The 21,806-nt window shown below is 71.0% G+C and carries 18 protein-coding genes; 3 read left to right on the plus strand and 15 right to left on the minus strand.

Annotation, left to right across the window (positions count from 1 at the left end; translation table 11 throughout):
* Window positions 1–3 precede the first annotated feature (3 nt).
* The gene (locus tag ACGFZS_RS37490; protein ID WP_365689523.1) at window positions 4–1,524 is read right to left on the minus strand and encodes a glutamate--cysteine ligase; all 1,521 of its coding nucleotides are present in this window, start codon (window positions 1,522–1,524) and stop codon (window positions 4–6) included.
* Window positions 1,525–2,080: 556 nt separating this feature from the next.
* Between ACGFZS_RS37490 and ACGFZS_RS37495 the strand changes: the two genes are divergently transcribed.
* Entirely contained in the window at window positions 2,081–2,665 is a 585-nt protein-coding gene (locus tag ACGFZS_RS37495; RefSeq protein WP_393798852.1) for a hypothetical protein, read from the plus strand.
* Between the two features lie 397 nt (window positions 2,666–3,062).
* Window positions 3,063–3,269 (plus strand): DUF5999 family protein, encoded by a 207-nt coding sequence (locus tag ACGFZS_RS37500; protein ID WP_355714643.1) that lies wholly within the window; start codon window positions 3,063–3,065, stop codon window positions 3,267–3,269.
* Between the two features lie 107 nt (window positions 3,270–3,376).
* Here ACGFZS_RS37500 and ACGFZS_RS37505 read toward each other — a convergent pair whose 3' ends face one another.
* From ACGFZS_RS37505 to ACGFZS_RS37540, 8 genes are all read right to left on the minus strand, one after another.
* Complete coding sequence (locus ACGFZS_RS37505) at window positions 3,377–4,441, minus strand: endo-1,4-beta-xylanase (RefSeq protein ID WP_393798853.1); 1,065 nt, start codon at window positions 4,439–4,441, stop codon at window positions 3,377–3,379.
* A 29-nt stretch (window positions 4,442–4,470) separates the two neighbouring features.
* A complete protein-coding gene (locus ACGFZS_RS37510) occupies window positions 4,471–5,307 on the minus strand; it encodes a carbohydrate ABC transporter permease (RefSeq protein WP_393544184.1) in 837 nt (278 codons plus the stop codon).
* The gene (locus ACGFZS_RS37515) at window positions 5,304–6,299 is read right to left on the minus strand and encodes a carbohydrate ABC transporter permease (protein WP_393667145.1); all 996 of its coding nucleotides are present in this window, start codon (window positions 6,297–6,299) and stop codon (window positions 5,304–5,306) included. The genes ACGFZS_RS37510 and ACGFZS_RS37515 overlap by 4 nt, the downstream gene beginning before the upstream one ends.
* A gap of 8 nt (window positions 6,300–6,307) precedes the next feature.
* On the minus strand, window positions 6,308–7,603 hold the full coding sequence (locus ACGFZS_RS37520) for an extracellular solute-binding protein (RefSeq protein WP_393798854.1): 1,296 nt from the start codon (window positions 7,601–7,603) through the stop codon (window positions 6,308–6,310).
* 155 nt (window positions 7,604–7,758) lie between these two features.
* A complete protein-coding gene (locus tag ACGFZS_RS37525; RefSeq protein WP_393798855.1) occupies window positions 7,759–9,258 on the minus strand; it encodes a glycoside hydrolase family 43 protein in 1,500 nt (499 codons plus the stop codon).
* A 141-nt stretch (window positions 9,259–9,399) separates the two neighbouring features.
* Complete coding sequence (locus ACGFZS_RS37530; RefSeq protein WP_393798856.1) at window positions 9,400–11,217, minus strand: APC family permease; 1,818 nt, start codon at window positions 11,215–11,217, stop codon at window positions 9,400–9,402.
* An 87-nt stretch (window positions 11,218–11,304) separates the two neighbouring features.
* On the minus strand, window positions 11,305–12,639 hold the full coding sequence (gene lysA / locus ACGFZS_RS37535; protein WP_393798857.1) for a diaminopimelate decarboxylase: 1,335 nt from the start codon (window positions 12,637–12,639) through the stop codon (window positions 11,305–11,307).
* A gap of 38 nt (window positions 12,640–12,677) precedes the next feature.
* Complete coding sequence (locus tag ACGFZS_RS37540; protein ID WP_393798858.1) at window positions 12,678–13,025, minus strand: SAV_915 family protein; 348 nt, start codon at window positions 13,023–13,025, stop codon at window positions 12,678–12,680.
* Window positions 13,026–13,326: 301 nt separating this feature from the next.
* Between ACGFZS_RS37540 and ACGFZS_RS37545 the strand changes: the two genes are divergently transcribed.
* Window positions 13,327–13,866 carry a universal stress protein gene (locus ACGFZS_RS37545; RefSeq protein ID WP_393798859.1) on the plus strand — a complete coding sequence of 180 codons (540 nt, stop codon included), beginning with the start codon at window positions 13,327–13,329 and terminating at the stop codon, window positions 13,864–13,866.
* Between the two features lie 4 nt (window positions 13,867–13,870).
* Here ACGFZS_RS37545 and ACGFZS_RS37550 read toward each other — a convergent pair whose 3' ends face one another.
* Genes ACGFZS_RS37550 through kdpF form a run of 6 tightly spaced genes read right to left on the minus strand, consistent with a single transcriptional unit; the run spans window position 13,871 to window position 21,630 of the window.
* On the minus strand, window positions 13,871–16,411 hold the full coding sequence (locus tag ACGFZS_RS37550) for a DUF4118 domain-containing protein (protein WP_393798860.1): 2,541 nt from the start codon (window positions 16,409–16,411) through the stop codon (window positions 13,871–13,873).
* A 1-nt stretch (window position 16,412) separates the two neighbouring features.
* Window positions 16,413–17,096, minus strand: coding sequence for a response regulator (locus tag ACGFZS_RS37555; RefSeq protein WP_393667135.1), 684 nt, complete (start codon window positions 17,094–17,096; stop codon window positions 16,413–16,415).
* An 11-nt stretch (window positions 17,097–17,107) separates the two neighbouring features.
* Window positions 17,108–17,740, minus strand: a complete 633-nt coding sequence (locus tag ACGFZS_RS37560; RefSeq protein WP_393798861.1) for a potassium-transporting ATPase subunit C — start codon at window positions 17,738–17,740, stop codon at window positions 17,108–17,110.
* Window positions 17,741–17,745: 5 nt separating this feature from the next.
* Window positions 17,746–19,872 (minus strand): potassium-transporting ATPase subunit KdpB, encoded by a 2,127-nt coding sequence (gene kdpB, locus ACGFZS_RS37565; protein WP_393798862.1) that lies wholly within the window; start codon window positions 19,870–19,872, stop codon window positions 17,746–17,748.
* Window positions 19,869–21,533, minus strand: a complete 1,665-nt coding sequence (gene kdpA / locus ACGFZS_RS37570) for a potassium-transporting ATPase subunit KdpA (RefSeq protein ID WP_393798863.1) — start codon at window positions 21,531–21,533, stop codon at window positions 19,869–19,871. Before kdpA ends, kdpB begins: the two co-directional genes overlap by 4 nt.
* 7 nt (window positions 21,534–21,540) lie before the next feature.
* Complete coding sequence (gene kdpF, locus ACGFZS_RS37575) at window positions 21,541–21,630, minus strand: K(+)-transporting ATPase subunit F (protein WP_016434100.1); 90 nt, start codon at window positions 21,628–21,630, stop codon at window positions 21,541–21,543.
* Between the last annotated feature and the right edge of the window lie 176 nt (window positions 21,631–21,806).

The following is a 21,806-nucleotide window of genomic DNA, read 5'->3' on the forward strand; positions in this document are numbered from 1 at the left end:
CACTCACCCCATCAACACCGGCTCCAACAACCCCACCGGCCACGTATGCACCGGCTCCCCCGCCGCCATCAGCTCCGCATAGCGCCGCGTCATCGCGGCCAGCGCCGCCTCCCGCGACAGCCCCTGCTCCAACGCCCGGTGGAACGTCGCCACCTGCCAGGACGCCCCGTTGACCCTCCGCCGGCAGCGCTCGTCGATCACGCCCAGATAGAAGTCCCGGTCGGCCGGCTCCACGCCCCACGCGTCCAGCCCCGCCTCCGCCAGCGGCAGCAGCTCGTCGCGGACCAGGGTGACCGCGTCCACCTCCGCCGTACCGCCGCCGTACCGTGCCCGCCGCGGCCAGACCAGGCGCGCGTCGATGCCGTCCCGGCAGGCCGCGTCGAAGTTGGCCTCGGCGACGGCGAACGGCAGCCGGGTCCACACCGGCCGTGACTCCTCGGCGAGGGCGCGGACCAGGCCGTAGTAGAACGCCGCGTTGGCGATGACGTCGGTGATGGTCGGCCCGGCGGGCAGGACGCGGTTCTCGACCCGGAGATGGGGGACGCCGTCGGCGATGCCGTACACCGGGCGGTTCCAGCGGTACACCGTGCCGTTGTGCAGGACGAGTTCGGCCAGCTTCGGCACCCCGCCCGCGTCGAGGACGGCCAGCGGGTCCTCCTCGTCGCAGATCGGCAGCAGCGCCGGGAAGAAGCGCAGGTTCTCCTCGAAGAGCTCGTACGCCGAACCGATCCAGCGCTCGCCGAACCAGGTGCGCGGCCGTACCCCCTGGGCCTGGAGTTCCGGCGGGCGGGTGTCGGTGGCCTGGAGGAACAGCGGGGGGCGGGACTCCCGCCAGAGTTCGTGGCCGAAGAGGAAGGGGGAGTTGGCGCCGACGGCGATCTGCGCGGCGACCGCCGCCTGCGCCGCGTTCCACACGTCGGCGAAGCGGGCCGGGGTGACCTGGAGGTGCAGTTGCACCGAGGTGCACGCGGCTTCGGGGACGATCGACTTGGAGGTGCACACGAGGTGCTCGGCGCCCTCGATGTCCAGCTGGAAGTCCTCGCCACGGGCGGCCACGATCTGGTCGTTGAGCAGGGTGTAGCGGTCCACCTCGGAGAGGTTCGCGGAGACCAGGTCGTCCCGCTCGAGCGTGGGAAGTATGCCGATCATCACGATTCCGGCGTCCACCTCGCGCGCCTTGCGGTCGGCGTACGCCAGCGAGGTCCGCAGTTCCTCGTCGAGCCGGTCGAAAACCCGGCCGCCGAGCCGGTGGGGAGCTATGTTGACTTCCAGATTGAACATGGCGAGTTCTGTTTGGAAATCGCGGCTCGCGATGCGTTCCAGGACCTGTCCGTTCAACATTCTCGGCATACCGTCGGCACCGGCGAGATTCAATTCGATCTCGACGCCCATGAGGTTCTTGGGACGGTCGAACCGCTTCTCCACCAGCAGCCGCTCCAGTCCCGCGAGACAACTGCGGAGCTTTTCGCGGTAGCGCCGGGGATCGGACAGGTCGAACCGGCCCGCCACGACCTTCTCCCCCATCGAAGTGTCCCTCCTCGAATGGGCGGACCGAGGTTCCGGCCGCCGGTGTCCCGGGTCCACCGGGGATGATGCCCCGTCGCGGCGATCGATAACGTCGCGCGCGGGACGGGCACCCGCTACTCTGTTGGAATGTGTCCCGCGGCACATTCACGGGGCATGGAGCATCCGCATCTTCGGGTTCCCCGTTCCCGTCGTGAAAAACGCCGACGACATTCGGCCGACCGCGACAGGTTCGAATCCCGAGGTCAGCGGGGTTCCGGCAGGCGGGAAAACGGGAGGATTCCCCGCGAATCGACGGCTGAATTGCGCCTTGTTCCGTTCTGAGAAACGGCCCGGTGAAACACCGGCTGAACAGGCGTCGTATAAACTCCGCGAACAAGGCAGAAGGCTGGCGCCCACGGTCCTGGTTCCTGCCGTCTGAGTGACGTGCGGCAGGCAACGCCCGCACCCCTCTTCACCGAACCGGGCCCCCGCCTCTCTGACCCCCCGTGAGCTGACAGCGCCGTCCGCCCCTGCCCTCGCGCCACCGCGCCTGTCGAACGAGAGGCGACCCACCATGCCCCTGCACGTCCCTCCTGCCCCCGCGCCCGCACTGCGTTCCGTCCTCACCGCCCTCGGTTCCCCCACCGCGGTCCGTGAGGCCCGGACCCCCTCCCTGCGCGCCGCGCAGGGACCCGCGATCCCCGAACTCCCGTTGCCCGTGCACGTGCTGGACCGGATCACCCCGGAGGGCATGTCCGCCACCCGGCTGGCCGGCTGGCGTTTCCTGATCCGCTGCGGCGAACGGGCGGTGGCCGCGGCCGACACCATGCTCACCCCGGACGGCTGGGCCTTCTCGCACTTCTTCGAGGGGCCGTACATCACCTCCACCGAGCGGGCCCTGCACCAGGCCGAGGCCCTGCAACAGCCCTACCAGCCGCGCCTGTTGTCCCTGCCGAGCCTGTACATGCTCACCCTGTGGCTGCACGGCGACCGCACCGCGGACGGCGCCGAGGGGCACCCGGCGGCCACCGATCTGCTCATCCCGCTGGCACCGGCCCCGCCCGGCATCGCCGCGCACCGGCCGCACCTGATGGAGGACCTGCTTCCGGTGCTCACCCACCGGGCCACCCCGGCGCCCCTGCTCATCACGCCGGCCTGAGCCCGCCCGAGGCCGTCACCGTACGCACCCCGTCACCCGGAAACGAGTGACGGGGTGCGTTCATGTTTGCGTGAGTCATTGTCCGGGGCAGTAAGTCATCGGCCGGGCAGTAAGTCATTGCCTGGGGCACCGGAGCCCGCTCGTTCGAGCAATTCTCCGCTCTCAAGAGCTATTTACCGTTTCCCATCGCCCGGACTAGCCCTATCCGGCCATGGAAAACCATCCGAATTGACAACCCGGCGGGGATGAACCGTCCGCGCGGGTGACGCGTCTCCAACCTGTGAGAAGCGGTGCAGCGAAATCCCTGCGGAACAACGCCCGGAGGGCAAGACTGGTTTCCGACCGACTCATCATCACGGGGGACGACATGACCACGACCGAGCGAGAGACCCCACCCATGTGCCAGCACCAGCCGCCGTGTCCGACAGCTTCCTCCGCCGACCGGGAGTCCGCCCGCCTCATGGCGCACCACCCGGAGCAGGGATGGAGCCTGCTGTGCAACGGCGTTCTCCTCTTCGAGGACACCGGTGAGCTTCTGCCCGACGGCCAGATCATCGCTCCGCACCGCCCCGTCGGTGCCGGCAGCGTGATGACCGCCGCCTGACAGACCACCCGCAGTACCCGGGCGGCCCCGCCGCTCCGCCCGGTGACCAGCAGGGGCCGGACGCACACCCATGGTGCGCACCGGCCCCGACGTGCGTCCGGGGGTGACTACCCCCTGTAGCCGAGCGCTGCGCGCAGCGCGAAGTAGGCCGGTTTGGGAGCGAGCCGCTCGTCCCAGGGCAGGGCCGCGCCCTCGCCGGGGAAGAACGCCGGGATCCACGAGTACTTGTCCGTGTAGTCCCAGACCGTGACGCCCACGCAGCGGCGCACCGCGAGGCACGCCCTGGTCAGGTCGGCGTACCAGGTCGCCTGCTCGGCCAGCTTCTCGTCCGTGGCCGGCAGCTGCATGCGGACGTCCACCTCGGTGAGCGCGGTGTCCAGGCCGAGCCGGGAGAAGCGCCGGAGGTTCTCCTCCAGGGTCGCCGGATAGCCGTACTGGAGGGCGAGGTGGGCCTGGAAGCCGATGCCGTCCAGCGGGACGCCCGCGGCCTTCAGTTCCTGCGCGAGGGCGTAGTAGGCGTCGCTCTTCGCGCCGACCGACTCGATGTTGTAGTCGTTGAGGTAGAGCCTGGCGTGCGGGTCGGCCTGGTGGGCCCAGCGCAGCGCGTCGGCGATGTAGCCGGGGCCGAGCGTCTTGTACCAGAGGGTCTCGCGGTAGCTGCCGTCCTCGTTGAACGCCTCGTTGACGACGTCCCAGGAGTAGACCTTGCCCCGGTAGTGCCGTACCTCGGTCTGGATGTGCTTCTTCAGGACCGCCCGCAGCTCGCCGGCCGTCCAGTCGCGGGAGGTGAGCCAGTCCGGCAGCTGGCTGTGCCAGACCAGGGTGTGGGCGCGGACCCGCTGGTGGTTCGCGCGGGCGAGGTCGACGATCTGGTCGCCGTTGGTCCAGTCGAAGACGCCCTGTCGGGGTTCGGTGGCGTACCACTTCATGCCGTTGCCGGGCGTGATCATGTCGAACTCGCCGCCGAGCAGCGCGGTGTAGGCGGTGTCGGTGAGTTCGGGGTTGTCGGTGGCGCTGCCGAAGTAGCGGCCGTGGCGCTCGGCCAGCTCGGCGAGGGTGGCACCACCGTGGTGCTGCCGGTCGTGGGCCTGGGCGGCCGGGCCGGCGGCGACCGAGGCCGCCACGAGTACGGCCGCGAGGGCTCCGGCGAGTCTGAGACGTGTGCGGGACATCGTGCGACTCCTGTTCGTGGAAGGGGAGTTCAGCCCTTGGTGGCGCCTGCGGTGAGGCCGCCGACCAGCTGGCGCTCGGCGACCGAGTAGAAGGCCAGGGCGGGAACCATGGCGAGGACCAGATAGGCGAAGACCCGGGCGGTGTCGGTGGAGTACTGGCCCTGGAACTGCTGCACGCCGATCGGGATGGTCCACCAGGTCGAGTCGGTGAAGACCAGCAGCGGCAGGAAGAAGTTGTTCCAGCTGGTGACGACCGCGAGCACGGAGACGGTGCCGAGCGCGGGCCGGGCCATCGGGAGCAGGATCCGCCAGAAGAAGCCGAACGGCCCGCAGCCGTCCAGCGTGGCCGCCTCCTCCAGCTCCCCGGGGATCTCCCGGAAGAAACCGCGCAGGATGATGATGGTCATCGGCAGCCCGAACGCGGCCTGCGGAAGGATCACGCCCAGCGGGTTGTCCAGCAGGTGCATCGACCGCAGCAGCAGGAAGAGGGGCAGCGCGGCCACCGCGAAGGGGAACATCAGCCCCATCGTGAACACCGTGAACAGCACCTCACGGCCCCGGAAGGCGAACCGCGCGAAGGAGAAGGCGGCGAGCGCCGACACCGCGACCACCAGCACGGTGGTGGCCACCGCGATCAGGGTGCTGTTCCCGACCAGCCGCCAGAACGTGCCGGAGCCGAGGATGCCGGTGTAGTTGGCGGTCACCCAGGACCGGGGCAGCCCGACCGGGTTGCCGGACAGCTCGTCCGTCGTCTTGAACCCGGACAGCAGGGCGTACAGCAGGGGTACGACCATGACCGCGCCGACCACGACGAGGATCACGTGCAGGGGCAGGTTCCGTACGGTCGTCCTGCGGCTGCCGCTCATGCGCCGTCTCCCCTCATGGTGGTGGTGGCGCCGGCCAGGTCGCGGCGGAGCACGAACCGCTGGTAGGCGAGGGCGAAGACGAGGCTGACGGCGAACATGGCCACGCTGATGGCGCTGGCGTAGCCGACCTGGTAGCGCTTGAAGCCGTACTGGAACATGGTCACGGCCATGGTCTCGGAGTGGTGGTCGGGGCCGCCCGCGGTGACCACCCACACCAGGTCGAAGAGCTGGATGGAGCCGATCACCGACAGGAAGACGCTGATCCGCAGGGTGGGCGCGAGCAGCGGCAGGGTGACATGGCGGAAGCGCTGCCAGGCGCCCGCGCCGTCGACCGTCGCCGCCTCCGTCAACTCGGCCGGGATGGACTGGAGTCCGGCCAGGTAGAGCATCATGTGGAAGCCGAAGTACTTCCACGTCATGACCAGGAAGAGGGTGGCCATGACGGTGGAGGGGTCGGAGAACCACTTGCCGCCGAGCGCGCCCAGGCCGAGGTCGCTCAGCAGGTGGTCGGCGAGCCCGTCGCCGGGCGCGAAGATCATGCCGAAGAGCACGCCGGTGATCGCCTCGGAGAGCACGTACGGCGCGAAGAACAGCATCCGGTAGACGGCCCGGCCGCGGATCCGCTGGTTGAGCAGGACCGCCATGGCGAGCGCGAACGGCAGTTGCAGCGCCAGCGACAGCACGACCAGGAGCAGGCAGCGCCACAGGTCGCCGAGGAAGACGTCGTCCTGGAAGAGCCGGGTGAAGTTGTCGGCGCCGGTGTAGTCGGAGGGCATGCCGAAGCCGCCCCAGCGGAAGAACGAGGCGTACAGGGCGAACAGGATCGGCAGCAGGACGAGGACGCCGAACAGGGCCAGGGCGGGCAGCTGGAAGCCCATCGCGGTGAGCCAGTGCAGCAGCCGGCGCCGGGAGCGCGCGCGGCCCGCGGCCGGGCCCGGCCGCGGCGCGGTGTCCGGGCCCGGCCGGGTGCCGGGCAGGTAGGTCGAGGTCATCGGGCGGCCTACTGCTCTTCCTTCGCGGTCTTGGTGATCGCCTGGACGACGTCCTCGGGCGACTTGGACCCGGCGATCAGCCCGGCCACGCTGTCGTTGACCTGCTGGCCGACGGCGGGCGCGTACGCCTGGTCGAGGTAGAGCTGGAAGCCGGTGGCGGCCTTCAACTGGGCCTGTACGAGCTTGAGGTTGGTATCGGTCAGCGCGCTCTCGGCGGCGGGGACCACCGGGATCACGCCGGTCTTCTTCACCAGCTCCACGTCGGTGGTCTCGGAGGCGAAGAACTTCAGGAAGTCGACGGCCGCCTGCGGGGCGTCGGCGCGCAGCGCGTGTCCGCCGCCGCCCCCGAAGACCTCGGTGACGGTGCCCTTGCCGCCCTCGACGGCGGGGAACGGGAAGAAGCCGAGGTTCGCGCCGACGCCCTTGCCGGCGTCGGCCTCGACGACCGGCGCCCACTGGCCCATGAGCTCCATGGCGGCCTTGCCGTTGCCGACGGTGGCGGCCTGCCCGGTCGGGGTGGAGTAGGCGGCGCCGAGGAAGCCCTTCTGGAACGGCTGGAGATCGACCAGGTCCTTGAGGTGCTGTCCGGCCTCGACGAATCCGGCGCCGGTGAAGTCCTTGTCGTCGTCGGCCTTCTTGAGGGCGTCGATCCCGGCGGTGCGCATGGCGAGGTACGCCCAGTAGTACATGCCGGTCCAGCTCTCCTTGCCGGCCAGGGCGAGGGGGGTGATCCCGGCGGCCTTCAGCTTCTTCACGGCGTCGAGGAAGGCGCTCCAGGTGGCCGGGGGCGTGCTGATCCCGGCCTTCTTGAAGAGCGCCTTGTTGTACCAGAAGCCGATCATGCCGATGTCGAACGGGATGCCGTAGGTCTTGTTGTCCAGGAGGTACGGCTCCTTGGCGACCGGGAGCAGGCCGTCCGCCCAGGCCTTGGTGGGGTCGGTGAGGTCCTTGACGAGCCCGGCGTCGACCTGCTGCTGCAGGACCCCGCCGCCCCAGGTGTGGAAGATGTCGGGGAGCTTCCCGGAGGCGGTCAGGGCCGTCATCTTCGACTTGTAGGCGTCGTTCTCCAGCTGGACGATCTTTATCTTGACCTTCGGGTTCTGCGCCTCGAACTTCTTGGCGAGGGCTGCCCACACGCCCTTCGTCGGGTTGGTCGTGGAGATGTTCCACCACTCGATGGTGGTAGTGCCGCCCGACGATCCTCCGTCCGAGCCGCCGCCACAGCCGCTGAGGGCGGTCATGCCCAGACCGGCGGCCGCGGTGGCCGCCAGGAACCCGCGACGGGACAGTGCCGGGTCGCCCATGATGCGCTCCTTGGGGTTACGGGACGACCGACGCCGCCCTGGTTTCACGCCGTTGGATCAACCGAGTCGTGCCGTTCGAAACATTCGGCATTTTCATCGAACGTTCCGAACGGCGACTCTAGAAAGGCGGATCAGGAGCGTCAAGGTGTCGCGCATCAGGTGATGGGCGCGTACTCGAACCAGTCGAAGGCGGCGCGGTGTTCGGTGACGTACATGCCGATGACCCGGCCGGTGAAGCCGCCGGCCACCTGGGTGGAGAGGTAACGGCCGTCGAGTTCGGCCAGTCGTACGACACTTTCGGGCGTTTCGATCGAAAGGGTCACGGCGTCGGGGCCGGCGGCGCGCAGTCCCGGCACCGTCTCGCCGGGCGCGGAGGCGGTGGGCGGCGGCACCGGGGCCGTACGGATCTCGACGACGAGGGTGACCGGCCCCGGGGGCACGGGGTGGGCGGCGAGCTGCTGGCGCAGTGGCCCGATCCGGGCGATCACACTCGCCACTCCCCCGCTCACCTCCAGGTCGTAGTGGTGGGCCTCGTCGATGCGCACCGACAGGCCGGCGCGCCCCGCGCCCGGGTCGAGCAGCGCGGCGGCACGGCAGTCGGGGTGCTGCTGGCGGCGGCCGACGAAGGTGTGTCCGGGCCGGTCGAGGCTGTCCCCGGTGGCGGTGAGCATCAGCCATCCGGGCCGGTCGGCCAGCGACCAGGAGCCGTCCGGCCGGCTGCGCGGGGAGATCCAGTGCGGCGCGAGGGCGGGGGCGGTGAAGTCGTCGCGGACGGGCGGCGGTTCGACCGGGTGCCAGGCGGCCGGCGCCGGATGGCGGTCCCGCACCGGACCCGTGCGCGGCCAGCCGTCCACCCACTCCACAGGCACCAGGAAGGTCTCCCGGCCGAGGACGTGGAACTCGGGGAACCAGCCGCGCGGCCGGGTGCCGAGCAGGACGGCCCACCAGCTGCCGTCGGCCGCCTGGACGAGGTCGGCGTGCCCGGTGCACTGGACCGGCTCCCAGGTGCCCCGGTGGGAGAGCAGCGGATTGCCGGGGCCCGGTTCCCAGGGGCCGCGCGGGGAGCGGGCCCTGGCCACGGACACCCCGTGCCCGAGCGCGGTGCCGCCCTCGGCGACCAGCAGGTACCACCACTCCCCGACCCGGTAGAGGTGCGGTGCCTCCGGGTCCCGCAGCCCGGTCCCGGACCACATCGGCAGCGGCCCTTCCAGTACCTTCCCGCTCCGGGTGTCGATCCGGGCGACGGCGACCCCCGCCACGGCGCACCAGCAGTCGCCGTTCTCGTCCCAGGCCAGGTCGGGGTCGATGCCGGGCAGGTCGATCCGGACCGGGTCGGACCAGGGTCCCTCGGGCCGTTCGGCGGTGACGAGCAGGTTGCCGCCACCGCCGACCTCGGTGGTGATGACGTGGAAGAGCCCGTCGTGGTGGCGGATCGTCGGGGCGTACACCCCGCCCGAGGCCGGTGTGTCCCCGGGCAGCGGCCGGTCGAGGACGTTGCCGAGCTGCCGCCAGTGCACCAGGTCCCGGCTGTGGAAGAGCGGGACGCCCGGGACGTACTCGAAGCTGGAGCACACCAGGTAGTAGTCCTCCCCCACCCGGCAGACGCTCGGGTCGGGATGGAATCCGGGAATGACCGGGTTGTCGTACGTCCGCATGCGCGCGTGCCCCTCCCTGAAGGAACTCACCGAAGGAAGTCGCCGAAGGACTCGTCGAAGGAGTCGCCGAAAGTTTCGGCGTGATCGGCGAACTTTACGGGCGCACTGTAGGGGGCGGCCGAAGGCCCGACAAGGCGGCCGTCAGAGCTTCAACCGGTACGGCAGCATGCACACCACGACGTCGGTGCGGGCCCGCAGCACGGTCGCGAGGAGCAGGCCGCGCTGGTTCTGGAGGATCTCGTAACGGCGGTGCCGGGGTTCCACCTCGGGGATCAGGACGGCGACCTGGCGGCCGTCCGCGGCGGCGCGCTGCACGTAGTCGACGACCGGCTGGACCAGGGAGCGGTGCGGGCTGTCGATGACGTCGAGGCGGACGCCGGGGTTCCATCGCTGCCAGGCCTCCTCCAGCGCACGGCAGGTGCCGGGGTCGTCGTGCACCGCGACCGCGACCACCTCGTCGCCGAGGGCGAGGGCGGCGCCGAGGGCGTGCCGGGCCAGCTTGCTGACCTCGCCGATCGGCACGATCACCAGGCTGGTGGTGCGCCGCGGCGGCGGCTCCGGGATCCGGCCGAGGCCCAGTTCCTCGCCGACCTCGGTGTAGTAGCGCTGGATGCGGGCGAACAGCAGCATCATCAGCGGTACGGCGATCACCACCACCCAGGCGCCCTCCAGGAACTTGGTGAACAGCAGGATGACGCCGGCCAGGGTGGTGAGCAGGGCGCCGGTGCCGTTGATGAGCGCGCGGTGCTTCCAGCCGGCCGGCCGCCCGGTCGCCCAGTGCCGGACCAGACCGGCCTGGCTGAGGGTGAAGCCGATGAAGACGCCGATGGCGAAGAGCGGGAGCAGCCGGTGGGTGTCGGCGTCGGTGGCGAGCAGCAGCAGCGCGGCCAGCAGGGCGAGGGCCACCACCCCGTAGCGGTAGACGGGGCGTTCGGCGCGCAGGCCGAAGAGGTGGGGCAGCCGGTGGTCGCGGGCGAGCAGGCTCATCAGCACGGGCAGGCCGCCGAAGCTGGTGTTGGCGGCGAGGCCCAGGACGAGGGTGACGAGCAGGTTGGTGGCGTAGTAGGGCCAGCCGGTGCCGTAGGCGCCCGCGGTGAGCTGGGCGAGGACGGTGACCCCGCCGCGCGGGGCGACGTGGTCACGGTGGATCAGGACCGCGAGCCCGACCAGCATGGTCCCGAGCAGCGCGCCGAGCATCAGCTCCGTGCGCTGGGCGCGTTTGACCCTCGGGGCGCGGAAGGTCGGTACGGCGTTGGCGATGGCCTCCACGCCGGTCAGGGCCGAGCAGCCGGACGAGAACGCCTTGAGGACCACCAGCGCGGTGAGCGCCTCGGTCGCGTGCACGGGCTGGGCGGTGCCGACGACGGCGACCGGGTGCGGGCGCAGCAGGCCGAGCAGGACGACGCCGAGGATCGCGACGACGAAGAGAACGGTCGGCAGCATCAGCACCCGGGCGCTCTCGGAGACCCCCCGCAGGTTCACCGCCGTCAGCAGGGCCAGGCCGATCAGACAGACGATCAGCTTGTCGTGGGCGAAGGCGGGGAAGGCGGAGGCGAGCGCGTCGGCGCCGGCGGCGAGGCTGACGGCGACGGTGAGCACGTAGTCGACGACCAGGCTGGCGGCGGCGAGCAGGCTCGCGGTGGCCCCGAGATCGGCCTTGGCGACGGCGTAGGCGCCACCGCCGTCCGGGTGAACGGCGATGACCTGGCCGTACGACACGACGAGCGCCGCGAGCAGGAAGGTGATCGCGAGTGTGATGGGCAGGGTGGCGGACAGCGCCCCGGTGCCGGCCACCACCAGGGCGAGCACGATCGCCTCCGGACCGTACGCCACCGAGCTGAGCGCGTCCAAGGAGAGCGCGGCCAGCCCTTCCAGGCTGGTCAGATGGTGCTTCTCGCCTTCACCGGGGCGTAGCGGGACGCGCGGTCGCAGTTCACGACGTGCCAGGCCATACGCCATCGGGACCTCATCACGGCCGGGTGGGACAGGTCGCCACCAGTCTCGGGGGCCGACCGGTCCCGCGCAGCCCGCGGGCGGCGCCGTGCCCTACAGCCCGACGTCCCGGCGGCGGATGTCGTCCAGGGACTCGCGGCGGACCAGCAGCCGGGCGTGGCCGTCGCGGACGGCGGTGACCGGTGGGCGGCCGACCAGGTTGTAGCCGGAGGCCATGGAGAGGTGGTAGGCGCCGGCCACCGGCACCGCGAGCAGGTCGCCGGGGCGCAGGTCGGCGGGCAGCTCCACGTCCGCCGCGAGCACGTCCCCGGCCTCGCAGTGCCGGCCCACGACGGTCACCGGCGCGGTCGGCGCGGCGCTCGCGCGGCCGGTGAGCCGGGGTGCGTAGCGGACGCCGTACAGCGCGGGCCGCGGGTTGTCGCTCATCCCGCCGTCCACGGCGACGAAGGTGTGCGCGCCGGTCCGCTTGACGGCGAGGACCCGGTACACGGCGATCCCGGCGGGCCCCACGATGGCCCGGCCCGGCTCGATGACCAGGCGGGGCACCGGCAGTCCGGCCGCCGCGCAGGCGTCGGAGAGTTCGGTGCGGACCCGCCGGGCCAGGGCGGTGAGGTCGAGGGCCTGCTCGCCGGGCCGGTAGGCGATGCCGTGGCCGCCGCCGAGGTCCAGCTCGGGCAGGACAAGGCCGTGCTGTTCGTGCAGCCGGGCCATGAGGCCGACCAGCCGGCGCACGGCGGCGAGATAGGGCTTCACGCTGGTGATCTGGGAACCGAGGTGGCAGTGCAGGCCGGTGAGTTCGAGCTGCGGCTGGTCCAGTATCCGGGCGATGGCGTGCTGGGCGTAGCCGTCGGCGATCGAGAGCCCGAACTTCTGGTCGTCCGTTCCGGTGCGGATCTTCTCGTGGCCGCCCGCGCTGATCCCGGGCACCACCCGGACCATGACCTTCTGGTGTCCGCCGGGTCCGACGGCGGCGGCCAGCCGGGCGATCTCGGAGGGGCTGTCGATGACGATCCGCCCGACGCCGAGCCGCAGCGCGGTCTCCAGGTCGCGCGGCGACTTGGCGTTGCCGTGCAGCACGATCCGCTCCGGTGGGAACCCGGTGGTGACCGCCAGTTCCAGCTCGCCGGCCGAGCAGACGTCCAGGCCGAGGCCCTCCTCCTCGGCCCAGTGGACCATCGCCCGGCACAGGAACGCCTTGGCCGCGTAGAGGACTTCGGCGTCCGGGAAGGCGTGCCGGTAGGTGCGGCAGCGTTCGCGGACCTCGTTCTCGTCGAGGACGTAGACGGGGGTGCCGAAGCGGTCGGCGACCTCGGCGAGCGGGACACCGCCCACGGCCAGGGCGCCGGGCCGGGGCTCGGTGGTGGAGGCGGGCCACACCGACAGCTCGGCAGGCGTGGCGGTGACGACGGGTTCGTGCAGGGTGGTCATGGGTCACTCCCCTCTCGGGCGATGCGGGCGGTCCGCTCTCAGGCGGTGCGGACGGTCCGCGGGGACACGGCGACGGGTGCGAGCGGCGTTACCGGCGTCGGGGCCGGCGCCGACAGCTGGGGGTCGACCGTGACGGTGGTGACGCCGAGCGGTGCGGCCAGGGCGCGCAGCGCGGGTTCGGCGAGCCGGATCCAGGCCTGGCCGGGGCCGAGCGTGGCGGCGAGTCGACGGGCCGAGGTGAAACCGACGGCGGTGCGTTCACCGAGAGGGGTGCGGAACAGCCGGGCCGCGAAGCCGACGGGTCCCGGCCGGACCGGTACGAACAGGGGTCCGGCCGGGGAGCGATCGGCAGGGTCCGGATCGTCGTCGCGGAGGAGCTCTGGCATGGGGTGCCTCCTGGCACAGGAAGGAGCTGGAGCGCCCCGGCGGCGGGGAGGCCGACCGGGGCTCTCTCCGGACGCTATGCCCGTCCCCGGCGGTCGCGAGATACCTCCTGACGGGACGCTGACGGTGATCGCGGCGACGTTGACGGGACGCTGACGCGGGCGCCGCCCAGGCCGCTCGCGCACGTCAGGGGCGTGCCAAGAAGCCGCCGCGGGGCTGGCCCGTGACCCGGCCCGGGGGTGTCATGGAGGCGGTCCGCCGCCGGGAGACGCCCGGCGGCCGCCGCGGAAGTACGGTGGATACATGTCCGGTTACGACAGCTGCGCGTCCGGTCGGGTCGTCGTCGGTGTGAGCGGCTCCCTGGGCAGCGTCACGGCCCTGCGCCGGGCGGCCGTGGAGGCCCGGCGGCGGGCGGCCGAGCTGTGGCCGGTGCTGGCCTGGGAACCGCCGGGCGGTGAACTGGCCGCGCGCCGCGCCCCGGCCCCGCCGTTCCTGGTCGAGGAGTGGCAGCGGACCGCCCGGGAGCGGCTGCTGGGCGTGCTCGACGAGGTCTTCGGCGAGGCGGGGCCGTCCGGCGTCCCGCTGCACGGTCTGGTCGTACGCGCCACCCCCGGTCCGGCCCTGGTGGAGACGGCCGACCGGGAGGACGACATCCTGGTCGTCGGCGCGGGCCGGCGGGGCTGGCACCGGGCCTTCTCCGGCCGGGTCGCCCGCTACTGCCTGGCCCACGCCCACTGCCCGGTCCTCGCGATACCGCCGTCCCCGCTGGCGGACGCGCTGGCGGCGGCGCACCGCCGCAATGCCTGGCATCTGCCGCTGGATGTACGGAAGTTGCCCTGCTGAGACGTTACGGCGTCACCGCGGCCGGCAGCTCGGGCCGCTCCGGTCCGCGCCCCCGCGCCGGCGGCAGGCTCAGCACCATGGTGAGGCCGCCGCCCGGGGTGTCCTCGGCGGTGAGCGTGCCGCCCGTCGCCTCGGCGAAACCGCGTGCCACGGCCAGCCCCAGGCCGACCCCGACCCCGCGCGGTGAGTCGCCGTGGCGCTGGAACGGCTCGAAGATGCGCTCCTTGGCCTCGTCGGGGACACCGGGCCCCCGGTCCACGACCCGCACCTCCACCCGGTCGGCCAGCGAACTCGCCTTCACCAGCACGGGGGTGCCCTCCGGGCTGTACTTGACGGCGTTCTCGACCACGTTGGCGACGACCCGCTCCAGCAGCCCCCGGTCGACGTCGACCATGGGCAGCGTCTCCGGGATGTCCAGTTCGACGCTGTCCTCGGGCACCCCGCCGAGCGCCATCGGCACCACCTCGTCCAGGTCGGTCTCGCGGACGATGGGCGTGACGGTGCCGGTCTGCAGCCGGGACATGTCGAGCAGGTTCCCGACCAGGTGGTCGAGCCGGTCGGCGCCCGCCTCGATGGCCTCCAGGAGCTCCGCCCGGTCCTCCTCGGACCACTCGACGTCGTCCGAACGCAGCGAGGACACCGAGGCCTTGATGCCGGCGAGCGGGGTGCGCAGATCGTGGCTGACGGCGGCCAGCAGCGCGGTGCGGATGCGGTTGCCCTCGGCCAGTTCCTTCGCCCGGCCGGCCTCCTGCCGGAGCCGCTGCCGGTCGAGGACGACGGCCGCCTGCGCGGCGAACGCGGCGAGCACGCGCCGGTCGGAGGCGGGCAGCACCCGTCCGGACAGCGCGAGGGTCAGGTGGTCGCCGACCGGCATGTCGACATCGGCGTTCTCCGGTGTCCGGCACGGCCGTGGCCCCACGCTGCCCGCGCAGGTCCACGGCGCCACGTCGTCCGCCCGCTCCAGCAGCGCCACCGACTCCATGCCGAAGGTCTCCCGGACCCGTTCCAGGAGCGCCTCCAGACTGGTCTCCCCTCTCAGCACGCTGCCGGCGAGGAAGGACAGGATCTCCGACTCGGCGCGCAGCCGGGTCGCCTGCTGGGTGCGCCGGGCCGCGAGGTCCACGACCGAGGCCACCGACACCGCGACCCCGACGAAGATCACTATGGCGACGATGTTCTCGGGGTCGGCGATGGTGAGGGTGTGGACGGGCGGGGTGAAGAACCAGTTGAGCAGCAGGGAGCCGACCAGCGCCGAGGTGAGCGCCGGGAGCAGACCGCCGAGCAGAGCCGACGCGACCGTCAGGGCGAGGAACAGCAGCATGTCGTTGGCCAGGCCCACCTCCGGTGCGGCGCCGGTCAGCAGCCAGGTGAGCAGGGCCGGGCCGAGCACGCCGGTGAGCCAGCCCCAGATGATCCGGGACCGGCCGAGCCGCGCCGAACGCCCCAGCGGGAGCCGCCCCTTGCCGGCCTCGGCGTGCGTGATGAGGTGGACGTCGAGGTCGGGTCCGGAGTCCCGGGCGACGGTGGCGCCGACGCCGGGTCCGAGGACGTACTGCCAGCTGCGCCGGCGCGAGACCCCGAGCACGATCTGGGTGGCGTTGACCCCGCGCGCGAAGTCGAGCAGGGCCGCCGGGACGTCCTCGCCGACGACGTGGTGGAAGGTACCGCCCAGATCCTCCACCAGCGTGCGCTGGACGGCGAGTTCCTTCGGCGAGGCCGAGGTCAGCCCGTCGCTGCGCGCGATGTAGACGGCGAGCACCTCGCCGCCGGCGCCCTTCTCGGCGAGCCGCGCGGCCCGTCGTATCAGCGTCCGCCCCTCCGGACCTCCGGTCAGGCCGACGACGATCCGCTCCCGTGAGCCCCAGATCGCCGACACCCGGTGCTCGCTGCGGTAGGCGTTCAGGTACTCGTCGACCCGGTCGGCGACCCAGAGCAGGGCCAGTTCGCGCAGGGCGGTGAGGTTGCCGGGGCGGAAGTAGTTGGACAGGGCCGCGTCGACCTTGTCCGGCTGGTAGATGTTGCCGTGCGCCATGCGCCGGCGCAGCGCCTGCGGGGACATGTCGACCAGCTCGATCTGGTCCGCGCGCCGGACCACCTCGTCGGGCACGGTCTCCTGCTGCCGTACGCCGGTGATGGACTCGACGACATCGCCGAGCGACTCCAGGTGCTGGATGTTGACCGTGGAGACGACATCGATCCCGGCGGCCAGCAGTTCCTCGACGTCCTGCCAGCGCTTGGCGTTGCGGGAGCCCGGGATGTTGGTGTGCGGGAGTTCGTCGACGAGGGCGACCCGGGGGCGGCGCGCGAGGACGGCGTCCACGTCCATCTCGGTGAACACCGCGCCCCGGTACTCCAGTTCCCGGCGCGGGATCTCCTCCAGGCCGTGCAGCATCACCTCGGTGCGCGGCCGGTCGTGGTGCTCGACGAACGCGACGACACAGTCCGTGCCCCGTTCGGTCCTGCGGTGGGCCTCGGAGAGCATGGCGTAGGTCTTGCCCACGCCGGGAGCCGCGCCGAGGTAGATCCGGAGCCTGCCGCGTGCCATGTCATCCTTCGAAGCGGTAGCCCATGCCGGGCTCGGTGATCAGGTACCGGGGATGTGAGGGGTCCGCCTCCAGCTTGCGGCGGAGTTGGGCCATGTAGACCCGCAGGTAGTTGGTCTTGTTGCTCTGCGACACACCCCACACCTCGCGCAGCAGGTGCTTCTGCGTGACGAGCCGGCCGGGGTTGGTGACCAGGATCTCCAGCAGATGCCACTCGGTGGGGGTGAGCCGGACGTCGTGGCCCGACCGTACGGCCTTCTTCGCGAGCAGGTCGATGGTGAAGTCGGCCGTCTCCACCAGGGTGGTCCCCGGTACGACCGGCACGTCCTCGGTACGGCGGACCGCCGCGCGCAGCCGGGCGAGGAGTTCGTCCATGCTGAACGGCTTGGTGATGTAGTCGTCGGCGCCCGCGTCCAGCGCGGCGACCTTCTCGTCGGAGGCCTGCCGCGCCGACAGCACCAGGATCGGTACACGGGTCCAGCCGCGCAGCGCCTTGATGACGTCGACCCCGTCCATGTCGGGCAGTCCGAGGTCGAGCATCACCACGTCCGGCTGACGCGCGGCCGCCAGCCGGAGGGCCGTGGCGCCGTCGGGCGCCGCGTCCACTCCGTACTGGCGTGCCTGCATGTTGATCACGAGTGCGCGTACGAGCTGGGGGTCGTCTTCCACGACCAGCACTCGGGTCATCGGTCGGCCTCTCAGCTGCCCTTGGTCAGTTCCTTGAGCGCGATGTTGAGTTCGAGCACGTTCACCCGGGGCTCCCCGACGAAGCCGAGGGTACGGCCCGAGGTGTGGTCCTTCACCAGCTTCTCCACCTGGGCGACGGAGAGGTCGTTCCTCGCCGCGACCCGGTGGACCTGGAGCTCGGCGTAGGCCGGGGAGATGTCCGGGTCCAGGCCGGAGCCGGACGAGGTGACCGCGTCGGCCGGCACCTGGGACGGCGTGACCGTGTAGCCGGGCACCGAGTTGTCCTTGACGACCGCGGCCTTGGCGTCCTTCACCTGCTGGATCAGCACCTTGTTGTCGGCGGCGAGGTTGGTCGCACCCGAAAGGATCAGCTTGTACTGGGTGTTGATGCTGTTGCTGCCGAGCCCGCCCGCCGGGCGGCCCCGGAAGTAGTCGAGGCTGTAGCCCTGTTGGCCGATCAGGGAGGAGCCGACGACCTTGCCGTCCGCCTTGATCTCGGAGCCGTTCGCCTTGCTGTGGAACGCGGCCTGGGCGACGCCGGTGACGACCAGCGGGTAGACGACGCCCGTCACCAGGGTCAGCACCAGCAGGGCCCGCAGGCCCGCCCAGAGCAACCGGGCGGTGTTGGTTACGGAGTTGTTCATGGCGCTCAACCGATTCCGGGGATGAGGGAGATGAGCAGGTCGATGATCTTGATGCCGATGAAGGGGGCGATCAGCCCGCCGATGCCGTAGATCGTCAGGTTCCGGCGCAGCATCTTGTCCGCGCTGACCGGCCGGTACTGCACGCCCTTCAGGGACAGCGGCACCAGCGCGACGATGATCAGCGCGTTGAAGATGACGGCCGACAGGATCGCGGAGTCCGGCGAGGACAGGCCCATGATGTTGAGCTTGTCCAGACCCGGGTACACGGCCGCGAACAGCGCCGGGATGATCGCGAAGTACTTCGCCACGTCGTTGGCGATGGAGAACGTCGTCAGCGCGCCGCGCGTGATGAGCAGCTGCTTGCCGATCTCGACGATCTCGATCAGCTTGGTCGGGTTGGAGTCGAGGTCGACCATGTTGCCGGCCTCCTTGGCGGCCGACGTGCCCGTGTTCATGGCCACGCCGACGTCCGCCTGGGCCAGGGCCGGTGCGTCGTTGGTGCCGTCACCGGTCATCGCGACCAGCTTGCCGCCCGCCTGCTCCCGCTTGATGAGGGCCATCTTGTCCTCGGGGGTGGCCTCGGCGAGGAAGTCGTCGACACCCGCCTCCTCGGCGATCGCCTTGGCGGTCAGCGGGTTGTCACCCGTGATCATGACGGTCTTGATGCCCATCCGGCGCAGTTCCTCGAACCGCTCCCGCATGCCGTCCTTGACGACGTCCTTGAGGTGGATGACCCCCAGGATCCGGGCGCCCTCGGCGTCCTCGACGGCGACCAGCAGCGGGGTGCCGCCGGCCTGCGAGATGGCCGCCGCGAGGGTGTCCGCGTCCTCGGCGACCGTGCCGCCCTGCTCACGGACCCAGGCGATGACCGAACCGGCCGCGCCCTTGCGGATCTTCCGCCCGTCCACGTCCACACCCGACATCCGGGTCTGGGCGGTGAAGGCGATCCACTCGGCGTGCGCCAGCTCGCCCTGGTGCCGCTCCCGCAGCCCGTACTTCTCCTTCGCCAGTACGACGACGGAGCGGCCCTCCGGCGTCTCGTCGGCCAGCGAGGAGAGCTGGGCCGCGTCGGCCACCTCGGCCTCCGTCGTCCCGCTGACCGGCACGAACTCGGAGGCCTGCCGGTTGCCGAGGGTGATGGTGCCCGTCTTGTCCAGCAGCAGCGTGGAGACGTCACCGGCGGCCTCGACCGCACGCCCCGACATGGCGAGCACATTGCGCTGCACCAGCCGGTCCATGCCCGCGATACCGATCGCGGACAGCAGCGCGCCGATCGTGGTCGGGATCAGGCAGACCAGCAGCGCGACCAGTACGACCATCGTGAGGTGGGTGCCCGCGTAGTCGGCGAAGGGCGGCAGCGTGGCGACGGCCAGCAGGAAGACGATGGTCAGCGAGGCGAGCAGGATGTTCAGCGCGATCTCGTTCGGCGTCTTCTGCCGGGCCGCGCCCTCGACGAGGCTGATCATCCGGTCGATGAAGGTCTCGCCCGGCTTCGTCGTGATCTTGATGACGATCCGGTCGGACAGCACCTTCGTACCGCCGGTCACGGCGGAGCGGTCACCGCCGGACTCCCGGATGACCGGGGCGGACTCACCGGTGATCGCCGACTCGTCCACGGAGGCGACGCCCTCGACGACGTCACCGTCACCGGGGATGACGTCGCCCGCCTCGCAGACGACCAGGTCACCGATCCGCAGGGCGGTGCCGGGCACCTGCTCCTCGGTGTCCCCCACCAGACGGCGGGCCACCGTGTCGGTCTTGGCCTTGCGCAGGGTGTCCGCCTGGGCCTTGCCGCGGCCCTCGGCGACCGCCTCCGCGAGGTTGGCGAAGATCACCGTCAGCCACAGCCAGGCACTGATGGTCCAGCCGAACCAGTCGCCGGGGTCCTTGAAGGAGAAGACGGTGGTCAGGATCGAGCCGACCCACACCACGAACATCACGGGCGACTTGACCATCACTCGCGGGTCGAGCTTGCGGCAGGCCTCGGGGAGGGACCTGACCAGCTGCTTGGGGTCGAACAGGCCCGCGCCGACACGGCCTTCGGCCGGCTTGTGCCCGGTGGGCGCGTCCTGGTGGGGCGCGAGGGTGGGAGTGGACATGGTGTCCTCGTGGGCTTCCGTTCGGGTGGTCATGACGCCAGCCCCTCGGCCAGCGGGCCCAGCGCCAGGGCCGGGAAGTAGGTCAGACCGGTGATGATGAGGATCGCGCCCACCAGCAGGCCGGTGAACAGCGGCTTCTCGGTGCGCAGGGTGCCGGCCGTGGCCGGGACGGGCCGCTGCTCGGCGAGCGAGCCGGCCAGCGCCAGCACGAACACCATCGGCAGGAAGCGGCCGAACAGCATCGCCAGACCGGTCATGGTGTTGAACCAGTCGGTGTTCGCGTTCAGACCCGCGAACGCCGAACCGTTGTTGTTCGCCGCCGAGGTGAACGCGTACAGCACCTCGGAGAACCCGTGCGCCCCCGGGTTGAGCATCGAGTGCGGCGGAGTCGGCAGCGCCATGGAGGCCGCCGCGAAGACCAGCGCGAGGGCCGGGGTGATCAGGATGTAGATCGCCGACAGCTTGATCTCACGCGCGCCGATCTTCTTGCCCAGGTACTCGGGCGTACGGCCGACCATCAGACCGGCGATGAACACCGCGATGATCGCCATGATCAGGATGCCGTAGAGACCCGAACCGGTACCGCCCGGCGCGATCTCGCCCAGCATCATGCTCAGCAGCGTGATCCCGCCGCCCAGACCCGTGAACGAGGAGTGGAAGGAGTCCACCGCACCCGTCGACGTCAACGTCGTCGACACCGCGAAGATCGACGAGCCGCCGATGCCGAAGCGGACCTCCTTGCCCTCGTAGGCGCCGCCCGCCAGCTGCAGTGCGGGGCCGTGGTGGGCGAACTCGGTCCACATCATCAGGGCCACGAAGCCCACCCAGATGGTGAACATGGTCGCGAGGATCGCGTAGCCCTGCTTCACCGAACCGACCATCACACCGAAGGTGCGGGTCAGTGAGAAGGGAATGATCAGGATCAGGAAGATCTCGAACAGGTTCGTGAACGGGGTCGGGTTCTCGAACGGGTGGGCCGAGTTGGCGTTGAAGTAACCGCCACCGTTGGTGCCCAGCTCCTTGATCGCCTCCTGCGAGGCCACCGCCCCGCCGTTCCACTGCTGCGAACCGCCCATGAACTGACCGACCTCATGAATGCCGGAGAAGTTCTGGATGGCCCCGCAGGCCACCAGGATCACCGCGGCGAGGGCGGCGAACGGAACGAGGATCCGGATGACACCCCGGACCAGGTCGGACCAGAAGTTGCCGATCTCACCCGTCCGCGAGCGCGCGAACCCGCGCACCAGCGCCACCGCGACGGCGATACCGACGGCCGCCGACACGAAGTTCTGCACGGCCAGACCGGCGGTCTGCACGACGTGCCCCATGGTCTGCTCGCCGTAGTACGACTGCCAGTTCGTGTTGGTCACGAAGGAGACGGCCGTGTTGAACGACTGCGCCGGGTTCACGGACGAGAAGCCGAGCGAGCCGGGCAGCACGCCCTGGAGCCGCTGGAGCAGGTAGAGGAAGAGGACACCGACGAGCGAGAAGGCCAGCACACCGCGCAGATAGGCGGGCCAGCGCATCTCGGTGTCGGGGTCGGCACCGATGCCCTTGTAGATCCACTTCTCGACCCGCCAGTGCTGGTCGGAGGAGTAGACCTTGGCCATGTAGGTGCCGAAGGGGATGTAGCAGAGCGCCAGCGCGCCTATCAGCGCGAGCAGCTGGAGCACGCCTGCGAGTACGGGACCCATGACTGTCTCAGAACCTCTCCGGGAAGATCAGGGCGAGGACGAGATAGCCCAGCAGGGCGACGGCCACGACGAGGCCGACGATGTTCTCGGCGGTCACAGCTTCGTCACCCCCTTGGCGACGAGCGCCACCAGCGCGAAACCCGCGAGGACGGTGACGACGAAGGCCAGATCGGCCATCGTGAACTCCTGGATGAGGTGGGGAACGGACTCGGACGGTTAGAGCAAACAGCCTTCGTGGCCGGTTTCGACCGCCGTTGACGGCTCCCTTACGGC

The organism is Streptomyces sp. NPDC048288 (assembly GCF_043201555.1).
GTDB lineage: Bacteria > Actinomycetota > Actinomycetes > Streptomycetales > Streptomycetaceae > Streptomyces.